Annotated in this window: 9 protein-coding genes and 2 tRNA genes; 9 read left to right on the top strand and 2 right to left on the bottom strand. The window is 71.0% G+C overall.

Annotation, left to right across the window (positions count from 1 at the left end; genetic code table 11):
- Positions 1-25: 25 nt before the first annotated feature.
- Positions 26-2,395: a PAS domain-containing protein gene (locus OKJ99_RS40985; RefSeq protein WP_326023637.1), complete on the bottom strand. Its 2,370-nt coding sequence runs from the start codon at positions 2,393-2,395 to the stop codon at positions 26-28.
- Between the two features lie 194 nt (positions 2,396-2,589).
- Positions 2,590-3,021 carry an SSI family serine proteinase inhibitor gene (locus tag OKJ99_RS40980; protein WP_326023635.1) on the bottom strand — a complete coding sequence of 144 codons (432 nt, stop codon included), beginning with the start codon at positions 3,019-3,021 and terminating at the stop codon, positions 2,590-2,592.
- 165 nt (positions 3,022-3,186) lie between these two features.
- Between OKJ99_RS40980 and OKJ99_RS40975 the strand changes: the two genes are divergently transcribed.
- From OKJ99_RS40975 to OKJ99_RS40935, 9 genes are all read left to right on the top strand, one after another.
- Positions 3,187-3,277, top strand: a tRNA-Ser gene (locus tag OKJ99_RS40975).
- A gap of 207 nt (positions 3,278-3,484) precedes the next feature.
- Positions 3,485-3,557: transfer RNA gene (locus OKJ99_RS40970), tRNA-Arg, on the top strand.
- A gap of 81 nt (positions 3,558-3,638) precedes the next feature.
- On the top strand, positions 3,639-4,532 hold the full coding sequence (locus OKJ99_RS40965) for a DUF2797 domain-containing protein (protein ID WP_326023633.1): 894 nt from the start codon (positions 3,639-3,641) through the stop codon (positions 4,530-4,532).
- Between the two features lie 69 nt (positions 4,533-4,601).
- Positions 4,602-4,973: an antibiotic biosynthesis monooxygenase family protein gene (locus OKJ99_RS40960; RefSeq protein ID WP_407700868.1), complete on the top strand. Its 372-nt coding sequence runs from the start codon at positions 4,602-4,604 to the stop codon at positions 4,971-4,973.
- Positions 4,974-5,052: 79 nt separating this feature from the next.
- Entirely contained in the window at positions 5,053-5,928 is an 876-nt protein-coding gene (locus OKJ99_RS40955; protein ID WP_326023644.1) for an amidohydrolase family protein, read from the top strand.
- Positions 5,929-6,102: 174 nt separating this feature from the next.
- On the top strand, positions 6,103-6,858 hold the full coding sequence (locus tag OKJ99_RS40950; protein ID WP_326023629.1) for a response regulator transcription factor: 756 nt from the start codon (positions 6,103-6,105) through the stop codon (positions 6,856-6,858).
- Between the two features lie 59 nt (positions 6,859-6,917).
- On the top strand, positions 6,918-8,411 hold the full coding sequence (locus tag OKJ99_RS40945) for a HAMP domain-containing sensor histidine kinase (protein WP_326023641.1): 1,494 nt from the start codon (positions 6,918-6,920) through the stop codon (positions 8,409-8,411).
- 78 nt (positions 8,412-8,489) lie between these two features.
- Positions 8,490-9,896: a bifunctional glycosyltransferase family 2/GtrA family protein gene (locus OKJ99_RS40940; protein ID WP_326023628.1), complete on the top strand. Its 1,407-nt coding sequence runs from the start codon at positions 8,490-8,492 to the stop codon at positions 9,894-9,896.
- On the top strand, positions 9,893-12,055 hold the full coding sequence (locus OKJ99_RS40935) for an ArnT family glycosyltransferase (RefSeq protein WP_326023626.1): 2,163 nt from the start codon (positions 9,893-9,895) through the stop codon (positions 12,053-12,055). The genes OKJ99_RS40940 and OKJ99_RS40935 overlap by 4 nt, the downstream gene beginning before the upstream one ends.
- Positions 12,056-12,067 lie beyond the last annotated feature (12 nt).

Genomic DNA, 12,067 nt, shown 5'->3' with positions numbered 1-12,067 from the left:
CCCGGCGTTTGCGGACCCGCCCGGCCTACTCCAGCTCGCCCTGAGCCGGTTCGGCGCCCTGCTCAGCGTCGGGGGTGGCCCCGGACGGCAGCGCGGGCAGGGCGGCCTGCTCCTGACCCCCGGCGCGCCGGGCCCTGCGCCCGCTCGGCGTGGGCACGCCCTGCGGCGGCACCGTCTCGCCCAACGAAGGGGAAGCCGTCTCGTGCTCGGTCGACGTCACCACCGCGCCCTGGGACGCGGCCTCCTCCGGGGCGGGACGTCCGCGCCTGCGGCCCGTACCGCTGGAGGGAGTCTGTGCCGACTCCCCGCCGCCCGACACGCTGCTCTCCAGGAACGCGTCCGTCGAAGGACCGGCGGCCCGCCGCGCCCTGCGGCGCCGACTGCCTCCGCCGGTGGCCTGCGCGGGAAGGTTCGCGTTCGCCTCGGCGGAAGCCTCCTGGGACCCGGTGGCCTCGGAGCCCTCGACGGAGACGTTGGCGGGCGCGCCGTCGGGAGCCTCATCGGGCCCCGCCTCCTGATCGGCAACCACACCGCCGGCACCAGGAGTGACCCCGGCACCAGGAGCGACCCCGGCGCCAAGCGCGACCCCGCCCTCGGGAACGACTCCGGCCCCCGTCCCGATCGGCACTTCGAGGACGTACGCGCTGCCGCTCATCCCCGGCATCTCGTGCGTCTGCAGCACACCGCCGTGCGCCCGCACGATGCCGTGCACGATCGGCTCGTGCACCGGGTCACCGCCCGAGTAGGGGCCGCGCACCTCGATGCGTACGTTCGTGCCCCGCTGCGCGGCGGCCACGACGACGGTCGAGTCGACGTACCCGGAGGTGGCGGGCGTCCGGGCGTTGCCGGTCGCGTCGATCCCGGCGACGTCGGCGATCAGATGCGCGAGCGCGGTCGCGAGCCGTGCCGCGTCCACCTCGGCCTCGATCGGCGGCGCGTGCACGGCGAACTGCACCCGGCCGGGCCCGATCAGCTCGACGGCCCCGTCGACACCTGCGGCCACGACGGCGTCGAACATGACGTTCGTACGGGAGAGCAGCGAACCGCCCTCGTCCAAGGTCTGATAGGCCAGCACGTTGTCGACGAGCGTCGTGATGCGCGAGTAGCCGGCGGAGAGGTGGTGGAGCACCTGGTTGGCCTCGGGCCACAGTTGCCCCGCGTCGTCGGCGGCGAGCTGCCCCAGCTCGTGCCGCAGCTCCGCCAACGGCCCGCGCAGCGACTGCCCGAGCACGGCGAGCAGCTGCGTGTGCCGTGCGGCCAGGGCCTCGTAACGGTCCTTCTCGCGCTCGGTGAGCGCCGCGCCCCGCTCCTTCTCGGCGGACAGCTCCTCGGCGTGCTGCTCGCGGACGGCGGCGAGTTCACCGGTCAGCTCCTCGCGTACGGACGTGAGCTCGGAGCCCAGCTCTTCGCGTACGGACGTGAGCTCGGAACCCAGCTCCTCGCGCACCCGGGCCAGCTCGGCGGCGCTCTCGTCACGGGCCCGCTGCAACTCGGCGGCGTGCTCCTCGCGCTCCCGCTCGGCGGCCTCGTCGCGCCGGGCGATCTCCTCGGCGTGCTCGACGGCCAGCTTCTCCGTGGAGCGGCGGTCGGCGAATGTCATGACGGCGCCGACCAGTTGCTCCCCGTCACGCACCGGCGCCGTCGTCATGTCGACGGGCACCTTCGCGCCGTTCTTGGCCCACAGCACCTGGCCGCGCACCCGGTGCTTGCGACCGGAGCGCAGCGTGTCGGCGAGCGGGGACTCCTCGTACGGGAACGGTTCACCGTCCGGACGCGAGTGCAGGATGAGGGGATGCAGCTCCTGCCCGCCCAGATCGCTGGCCCGGAAGCCCAGGATCTGTGCGGCGGCAGGGTTGACGAGCACGATCCGCCCGTCGGTGTCGGTGCCCACGACGCCCTCGGACGCGGCGCGCAGGATCATCTCGGTCTGCCGCTGCGAACGGGCCAGTTCGGCCTCGGTGTCGACGGTCCCCGACAGGTCCCGTACGACGAGCATGAGCAGCTCGGAACCGCTGTACGACTGGCCGCCGCTGGTCCCGTACGGATCCACCGCGTCCCGCGCGCCGTCGGAGAGATTGGCGGAGGTCACCTCGACGGGGAACTCGCTGGCATCGGTGCGCCGCGCGGTCATCCGCGTCGGCTTGGTCCGCCCGCGTTCGTCGGTCACGGTGTCGGGCCGGCGCATGGAGCCGGGGATGAGCCGTGAGTCGAACTCGGGCAGCAGATCGAGCAGGCCGCGCCCCACAAGTGCCGTTCCCGGAGCCTCGAAGGAGCCCAGGGCGATCGAGTTGGCGTTGACCACGGTTCCGTTGGTGTTGACGAGCAACAACCCGTCCGGAAGCGCGTCAAGTATGGCTGCGAGGCGAGCAGCGCCTCGGGATGGCCTGCTGCTCACGACGACGGTTCCTCCCTGATTACTGCGACTTGCCGACCGCGCGCACCATCCTGCCTTGTGGTCCGCGGCGTATCACGGGAGGGAGTCTACGGGCAGAGGTTGGACTGGAGGCGCCGGATGCGACGGAGCCCACGTAGAGGATGTGTTGATCCCGGGCGGGCCGAGTCACGAGCCTGTGACCATTGGACCGAGGGTCACGGTCCGGTCGCAGGCAGCACGGGCTCGAGCTGCTGCCAGCGCGCGATCTCGCATCCGTTGCCCAATGTGTAGGAGGAGTCGACGACGCGCCCGTGCCAGGTCCCCGTGACGCGGGCGGTGGCCTGACCCCCGTACTGCATGGTGCAGCGCGCGTCGCCGGCGACGGGAGCGAACGGATCCACGCCCTGCGTCTCCAACTCGTCGAGCCGCCCGCAGGCCGCGCCGGGATCCGAGTGCGTCCCGCCCGCGGGCGAACACTCCAGCTCGTACGTCCCGTCGCTGCCGTTGTCCGAGTCGGCGACGGTGATGGTCAGGTGGTCGAGCCCGGCGTCCGCGTGCGCGGCGACGGGAGTGACCGCGAGGAAGGCGAGCGGGCCGACGACGGACGCGACGGAGCCGATGATTCGAGAAGAAAAGCGCATGGACATGCCGTGCTCAACGCCCGTACCCACCCCGACGTTGCGGCCCGACACCCCAGGCTTTGCCCTGTGGCCTGCCCTCCTAGTACCGTGGGGGGCGATTGGTGAGGCGGCGTTCCGCTGTGTCATCATCTGCACGCACCCACTCGCGCATCCGCGAGAGGGAGCAGCGCTGGAGGCGTCGCCTAGTCCGGTCTATGGCGCCGCACTGCTAATGCGGTTTGGGGTTTACCCCCCATCGAGGGTTCAAATCCCTCCGCCTCCGCAGCAAGATCCGAAGCCCCGGTCCACCAGGACCGGGGCTTCGGTGCTTCCCGGGTGTGACCGCCGAACGCCCCACAGTGCGTTTTCGCAGGTCAGGCAGGGTGGGGCAATCGGATTTCACATGGCGGCGGCAGTCATGTAATGTTCTTCTTGTCGCCGGGACGGGCCGAAAGGCCGGGAACGGAGACAACAAAAAAAGAAAAAACAAGCACTCGTAGCTTAACGGATAGAGCATCTGACTACGGATCAGAAGGTTGCAGGTTCGAATCCTGCCGAGTGCACACAGACAAGAGGCCCCGGAGCAATCCGGGGCCTCTTGCGTTTTCCGGGTGTTGTCAGTGCCGTGCGTCATCCTGGCTCGTATGACGTGGTGGTGCACCGGAATGCGGTGGCGTGGGGGTGGGCCGGTCTTCGGGTGGGTGGGGGACGGCGGGGGCGAGCGGGAGAGCGGGGTGCGGTTCGGGGAGTCGGTCGCGTTCCGGGTCGGTGGGGAGCGGCGGTGTCTCGGGGTGTGGCGGGGAGGGCGGTGGACCGTCTGTCCGGGGCGGGATGCCGTGCCGGTGCGGGGGACGCGGGCGCAGTGTGCGGAGTGTGCCGCGATCGACCGGTCCCGGTCCGTGGCCGCGGACACCATCGCCGATGACCCGCGGCCGTACCACGTGTATTTGGCGTGGTTCGGGGACGGGCTCGTGAAGGTGGGGATCACGGGTGTGGAGCGGGGGAGCGCGCGGCTGCTGGAGCAGGGGGCCGTTGCCTTTACGTGGCTGGGACAGGGGCCCTTGATGGCGGCCCGGCGGGCCGAGGAGCTGCTGCGGGTGGCGCTCGGGGTGCCGGACCGGATTCCGTACGAGCGCAAGCGCGTGGTGCGGGGCGGGCTGCCGGGAGTCGGCGAGCGGGGCGCCGAGCTGGTGCGGGCGCATGGCGTCGCGGCGGGGCTCGACCAGTGGCCGGAGTCCTTGGAGCGGCTGCCGTGCCAGGTGGTGGATCACGGGGAGGTCTTCGGGCTGCGGGCGATCGACCGTGTCGATGCCGTTGTGAGCGGGCTCGGCGAAGGGGCCGTCGTCGCGGGGCGGGTGGCCGCTGCGGCCGGGCCCGATCTGCATCTCGTGGAGGCCCGCGGTGAGCGGCGGCTCGTCGTCGATACGCGGGTGCTCGCCGGGTGGCCGTTGGAGCGGGTGCCGGAGGGGGCGAGCGGGGCTGGTGGGACGAGACTCGCGGTGCGGGAGATCCCGGGAGTGCAGGGTGGGCTCTTCTAGCCAGGGCCCGGTCGGCCCGCCGATCCCTCCGTCGATCCCCTTTTGCCGGGCCGGGGAACGAGGGATCGTATGGACATGAGTGATCACGCCGATGCGACTGACGGGCCGGCGGTCCGGCCGTTGCCCGCCTTTGAACCGCCTTATTACGTGGTGGTGTTCAGCTCCGTGCGGACCCCGGGGGACCGTGGCTACGGGGAGGCGGCGGACCGGATGGACGAGCTGGTCAAGGAGGTACCGGGGTACCTGGGGCACGAGTCCGCGCGCAATCCCGGTGGGCTCGGGATCACCGTCTCGTACTTCCGCGACTCCGCCGCCATCGAACAGTGGCGGTCCGTCGGCGAGCACCGCGCCGTGCAGAAGCAGGGCCGTGCCGAGTGGTACGAGCGGTACACCGTGCACGTCGCCAAGGTCGAGCGCAGTCAGGAGTTCGAGCGTGAGTGAGACCGATCCCAATCCCAACCACTCCGGCCCCGTGACTGGCCCCGTGACCGACGCTGTGACCGATCCCGTGACCGGCTCCGTGCCCGAGGCCCAGCAGGTCGCCGCGTTCCTCGACCGGTACCGGCTGCCCGGCCTCGTCGATGTGCACACCCACTTCATGCCCGAGCGCGTACTGCGCAAGGTGTGGGCGTACTTCGACTCCGCCGGGCCGCTGGTCGGGACCGAGTGGCCGATCACGTACCGCGAAGAGGAGAGTCAACGGCTCGCCACGCTGCGGGAGTTCAAGGTCGAGGCCTTCACCTCGATGCTGTATCCGCACAAGGCCGGGATGGCGCGCTGGCTGAACGAGTGGGCGGCCGACTTCGCCGCCCGTACGCCCGACTGCCTGCACACCGCCACCTTCTTCCCCGAGCCGGGCGTCGAGGCGTATGTGCGCCAGGCCCTGGAGTCGGGGGCGCGGGTGTTCAAGGCGCATGTGCAGGTGGGGGCCTATGAGCCGAACGATCCGTTGCTCGACCCCGTGTGGGGGCTGCTCGCCGAGGCCGGCGTGCCGATCGTGACGCACTGCGGGTCAGGGCCCGCGCCCGGAAAGCACACCGGGCCCGAGCCCATCGCGCGGCTGCTCGCCCGGCATCCGCGGCTGCCGCTGGTGGTCGCGCACATGGGGATGCCCGAGTACACGGACTTCCTTGAGCTGGCCGAGCGGTACGAGGAGGTGCGGCTGGACACGACCATGGCGTTCACCGACTTCGTCGAGCGGCAGGCGCCGTTCCCGAAGGGCGAGTTGGGGCGGCTCGCCGATCTCGGGGACCGGGTGCTGCTCGGCAGCGACTTCCCGAACATCCCGTATCCGTACGTGCACCAGCTGGAGGCGATCGGGCGGCTCGGGCTCGGGGACGACTGGGTGCGGGCCGTGTGCAGGAACAACGCCGCCGCGCTGTTCGGACTGGACTGAGACCCAGGAGCCCCAGGAGCCCCAGGAGCCCCAGGAGACACAGGAGGCTCAGAAAACCCAAGGAACCCAGGAGGCCCAGGAGGCCCAGGAGACCCCAAGCACACTCACGGGTTTCTCAGAGATTTCACAGGTTCGGGAAAGGGCGCTCTCAGAGGCGCGTCGCAAGCTTGTGCCATGACCGCGACCTCGCCCCAGGGGCGTACCGAACTGCTGAGGCCGGACGGAAGCCCCGTCCGGGTGCTTGTCGTGGACGACGAGCAGTCCATCACCGAGCTGTTGTCCATGGCCCTGCGCTACGAGGGCTGGCAGATCCGCACCGCGAGCGACGGTGGCGGAGCCATGCAGACCGCGCGCGAGTTCCGGCCCGACGCCGTCGTGCTCGACATGATGCTGCCGGACATGGACGGGCTGAGCGTGCTCGGGCGGATGCGCCGTGAGCTGCCGGAAGTGCCCGTTCTCTTCCTGACCGCCAAGGACGCCGTCGAGGACCGGATCGCCGGTCTGACGGCGGGCGGCGACGACTACGTGACCAAGCCGTTCAGCCTGGAAGAGGTCGTCGCGCGGCTTCGCGGGCTGATCCGCAGGACCGGCGCGGCCGACCGGCGCAGCGAGTCCGTGCTCGCCGTCGGCGATCTGATGCTCGACGAGGACAGCCACGAGGTGTCGCGGGGCGGGGACAACATCCACCTCACCGCCACCGAGTTCGAGCTGCTGCGCTTCCTCATGCGCAATCCGCGCCGTGTGCTCAGCAAGGCGCAGATCCTGGACCGCGTGTGGAGCTATGACTTCGGCGGGCAGGCGAACGTCGTCGAGCTCTACATCTCGTACCTGCGCAGGAAGATCGACGCCGGGCGCGAGCCGATGATCCACACCCGGCGCGGCGCCGGCTACCTGATCAAGCCGGCCATGGCCGCCACTACGACGTCGTGAAGCGCAGGGCCCGGCCCCAGACGCTCCGTACCCGGCTCGTCGTCACGGCCGTCGCGCTGATGGCCGTCGTGGCGTCCGTGATCGGTGTCGTGTCCGCCGTCTCGCTGCACTCGTACCTGTACGACGAGCTCGACAAGCAGGTGCACGGCATAGCGATGCGGGCGGGCGGGCCGAAGGGCGACTTTCCCGGGGCGGGCCCCATGGGACAGAAGGACTTCGGCGACCTGGCGTTCGTGACCGTGGGCGCCCCCGAGGGGACCCTCGGGGCCGAGGTCAGCGGCGGGCAGGCCACCGACGGCAAGGTCAGCGTCGAGGCGACGAACACCGAGGGCGGCAGGCAGCTCGGGACCGACGACCTGTCCCAGTCCGTGCTCGACGCTCTGGAGGACGTCCCCCAGACCGACGACAACTCCACGCACACCGTCGACCTGCCCGGCCTCGGCAGCTATCGCGTCCAGTACGTCACCGGATCCAACGGCGACTACTACGTGGCCCGCCCCACCGCCCAGGTCGACTCCACCGTCAACAAGCTCATCGTCACCGAGCTGCTCGTCGCCGCCGCGGCCCTCGTGGCGGCCGGCGCCGCCGGGGCGATCATGGTCGGCGTCAATCTGCGGCCACTGCGCCGCGTCGCCGCGACCGCGACCCGGGTCTCCGAACTCCCGCTGCACAGCGGCGAGGTGACCCTCTACGAACGCGTACCCGAGTCCGAGGCCGATCCCAGAAACGAGGTCGGCCAGGTCGGCGCCGCGCTCAACCGCATGCTCGACCATGTGCACGGCGCCCTCGAATCGCGGCAGCAGAGCGAGATGCGGGTGCGCCAGTTCGTCGCGGACGCCAGCCATGAGCTGCGTACGCCACTGGCCTCCATCCGCGGCTACGCCGAGCTGACCAGGCGCGGCCGCGAGGAGCCAGGACCCGACACCCGGCACGCGCTCGGCCGCATCGAGTCCGAGGCCGACCGGATGACCGGGCTCGTCGAGGACCTGCTGCTGCTCGCCCGGCTCGACGCCGGAAGACCGCTGTCGTACGAGCCGACGGACCTGTCGCCGCTCGTCGTCGACGCGCTCAGCGATGCCCGCGCCGCGGACCAGGGTCATTACTGGCGCCTGGAACTCCCCGACGAACCGGCCACCGTGCTCGCCGACTCCGCGCGGCTGCACCAGGTCCTCGTCAACCTGCTCGCCAACGCGCGTACGCACACGCCCCCCGGCACTACCGTCACCGCCCGCGTGCACCGGCACGGCCCCTGGGTCTGCCTCGACGTACAGGACGACGGGCCCGGCATCCCCGCCGAGCTGCTGCCGCGCGTCTTCGAACGGTTCGCGCGCGGCGACTCCTCGCGGTCCCGCAAGGCGGGGTCCACGGGGCTTGGGCTCGCCATCGTGCAGGCTGTTGCGGCGGCGCACGAAGGGTCTGTGACGGTCGAGAGTGTGGTCGGGCGCACCGTTTTTACCGTGCATTTGCCGGTCTACGCGGCCGTGGCGGCCACTCGTGCCGACGTCGCGGGGCTCTGCCCCGGACCCCGCGCCTCAATCGCCGGCGGGGCTTGATTTGCCCGCCCCGTACTCACAGCCGGGACAAAGCCTCACCACACAGCCCTAACAGGGCAGTTGGCGAATGTCGGTGGCATGCGAACCGACTCTTCTCCGGGCATCGACCCCACCGCCTCCGCGAGTACCGTCTCCGCGAGGTTCGGGGCGCTGCCGGCGCGGGAGCACCTCCCTGCCGGCAGCGGCGATGTGCCGGTCCTGGACGTTGTCATCCCCGTCTACAACGAGGAGAAGGACCTCGGTGAGTGCGTGCGCAGGCTGCACCACCACCTGGTCCGCACCTTCCCCTACCCCTTCCGCATCACCGTCGCGGACAACGCCTCCACCGACGCGACGCCCGAGGTGGCGCACGAACTGGCCGCCGAACTGCCCGAAGCCCAGTACTTCCGGCTTGAGCAGAAGGGCCGCGGGCGCGCCCTGCGCACCGTGTGGTCGGCGTCCGACGCGCCGGTCCTCGCGTACATGGACGTGGATCTGTCCACCGACCTGAACGCCCTGCTCCCGCTCGTGGCGCCGCTGATCTCCGGGCACTCCGACCTCGCGATCGGCTCCCGGCTCGCCCGCGCGAGCCGGGTCGTGCGCGGCACGAAGCGCGAGTTCATCTCGCGCACCTACAACCTGATCCTGCGCGGCTCCCTCCAGGCCCGTTTCTCCGACGCCCAGTGCGGATTCAAGGCGATCCGGCGCGATGTCGCGCAGGTGCTGCTGCCGCTGGTCGAGGACACCGGCTGGTTCTTCGACACCGAGATGCTGGTGCTCGCGGAGCGGGCCGGGCTGCGGATCCACGAGGTGCCCGTCGACTGGGTCGACGACCCGAACTCGACCGTGCACATCGTCAAGACCGCGACCGACGACCTCAAGGGCGTCTGGCGCGTCGGCAAGGCGCTCGCCACCGGCTCGCTCCCCCTCGACCGGCTCGCGCGCCCCTTCGGTGACGACCCGCGCGACCGGCAGCTCACCGACGTACCCAAGGGTCTGGCCCGTCAGCTGCTCGGTTTCTGCGTCGTCGGCGGCCTGTCGACGCTGCTGTATCTGCTGCTGTACTCCGGCTTCCGCTCGTTCTCGGGGGCGCAGTTCGCCAACGCGCTCGCCCTGTTCGTCTCGGCCATCGCCAACACGGCGGCCAACCGGCGCCTGACGTTCGGGGTGCGCGGCCGGGACAAGGCCGTGCGCCACCAGGCCCAGGGCATCGTCGTCTTCGGCATCGGCTGGGCCCTGACCAGCGGCTCGCTCGCCGCGCTCCAGACGGCCTCCGGCAACCCCCCGCACTCCACCGAGCTGATCGTGCTGATCGCGGCCAACCTCGCGGCGACGATCCTGCGCTTCCTGCTCTTCCGGGCGTGGGTGTTCACGGACCGGACCACGGACCGGACCACGGACCGGAGCACGGACCTGACCACCGACCGGGCCACCCCCGAGCCCGCCCCCATCCCCGTACGGATCTCCGAGACCTCCGAGGTTCCGCAGGCAAGGACCCAGCGATGACCACAGACATCCGACCCTCGTACGACGCGCCTCCCGCGGCGCCTGTCGAGTCCCCTCCCCGCGCCGCATTTCTGACGCGTGTGTGGCGCGGCAGGCCCGAGGACCCGCGCTGGGCCCGCCCGGCCTTCCTCGGCATGCTCCTCGTGATCGCGGCGGCCTACTTCTGGAACCTCTCCTCCTCCGGCTACGCCAACTCCTTCTACTCGGCGGCCGCGCAGGCGGGCAGCGAGAGCTGGAAGGCGTTCTTCTTCGGCTCGTCCGACGCGGCGAACGCGATCACCGTCGACAAGCCGCCGGCCGCGCTGTGGCCGATGGGCCTGTCGGTGCGGCTCCTCGGCCTGAACTCCTGGGCGATCCTCGCCCCGCAGGTGCTGATGGCCGTGGCCACCGCCGGTGTGCTGTACGGGGCGGTGCGCCGCCGGTTCAGCGCCGCAGCGGGCCTGATCGCCATGGTGGTCCTCGCGACGACCCCGGTCGCCGCGCTGATGTTCCGCTTCAACAACCCGGACGCGCTGCTCGCGCTCCTGATGACCGTCACCGTCTACTGCGTCCTGCGGGCCATGGAGCACGGCCGGACCAAGTGGCTGATCTGGGCGGGCGTCGCCGTCGGCCTCGCCTTCCTCACCAAGACGTTGCAGGCCTTCCTGGTCCTGCCGCCGCTGGCGGTGCTCTACGCGGTGTTCGCGCCGGTCCGGGTGCGCAAGCGGTTCGGCCAACTCGCCCTGTCCGCCGTGGCGATGATCGTCGCGGGCGGCTGGTGGGTGGCGATCGTCGAGCTGTGGCCCGCGTCCTCGCGGCCGTACATCGGCGGCTCCCAGAACAACTCGTTCCTTGAACTGACCTTCGGCTACAACGGACTCGGCCGTATCAACGGCGAGGAGTCCGGCTCCGTCGGCGGTGGCGGTGGAGCCGGCGGCACGGGACAGTGGGGCGAGACCGGCCTCACCCGGATGTTCAACTCCGAGATCGGCAGCCAGATCTCGTGGCTGATCCCCGCCGCGCTGATCCTCCTCGTCGCGGGCGTGATCCTGACCTGGAAGGCCAGGCGCACGGACCTGACGCGCGCCGCGTTCCTCGCGTGGGGCGGCTCCCTGCTGATGACCGGCCTGGTCTTCAGCTTCATGGCCGGCATCTTCCACCAGTACTACACGGTGGCCCTGGCCCCGTATCTCGCGGCCGTCATCGGCATGGGCGCGACCGTGCTGTGGGAGGAGCGGTCCCGGATCGCCTGGTCGGTGACGCTCGGTGTGTCCGTGGCCGCCACGGCGGTGTGGGGGTACGTCCTGCTCGGCCGGACCTCGGACTACCTGCCGTGGCTGCGGTGGGCCGTGCTCATCGGCGGCCTCGTGGCGGGCCTGGGCCTCGCCCTCGCGGGCCGTCTGAGCCGTCGACTGGCGCTTGTCGTCGCCGGGTTGGGCCTGGTCGCCTCGCTGGCGGCGCCCTCGGCGTACACCATCTCCACGCTGAACACCGGGCACACCGGGTCGATCGTGACGGCGGGTCCTTCGGGGTCCAGCATGATGGGCGGCCCCGGTGGCGGCGGCAAGGGCGGTCCGGGCGGCGGTGGCGGCAAGGGCTTCCCCGGCGGCGGGATGCCGGGCAAGCAGGGCGGCAAGGGCGGTCAGATGGGCCAGCCTCCGACAGGCGGCAACGCCCAGGGCAACAACGGCAAGGGCAACCAGCAGGGCGGCTTCCCCGGCGGCGGCCAGACCGGCAACCAAGGCACCGGTTCCAAGCAGCAGGGCGGCAAGACCGGCGGCAAGGGCGGCGGCGGAGGCGGCGGCATGGGCGGTCTCCTCAACGGCGCCCAGGTCAGCAGCAAGGCCAAGAAGCTGCTCCAGAAGAACGCCAGTGACTACACCTGGGCCGCGGCCACGATCGGTTCGCAGAACCAGTCGAGCTACCAACTGGCCACCGGCGACCCGGTGATGGCGATCGGCGGCTTCAACGGCACCGACCCGTCCCCGACGCTCGCCCAGTTCAAGCAGTACGTCGAGGACGGAAAGATCCACTACTTCATCGGCAGCGGCTCCAGTGGCGGTGGCATGGGTGGCTCCAGCTCCGGCTCGGCGTCGAAGATCACGAAGTGGGTCGAGACCAACTTCAAGAAGATGACGGTCGGCAGCAGCACGTTCTACGACCTGACGCAGGCCAAGTAGTAGGCCGACCCA

It is taken from the genome of Streptomyces endophyticus, assembly GCF_035798155.1.
Lineage (GTDB): Bacteria > Actinomycetota > Actinomycetes > Streptomycetales > Streptomycetaceae > Streptomyces > Streptomyces endophyticus.
Note: the sequence above shows the minus strand (reverse complement) of the source record. Positions and strands in the feature narration are given on the sequence as shown.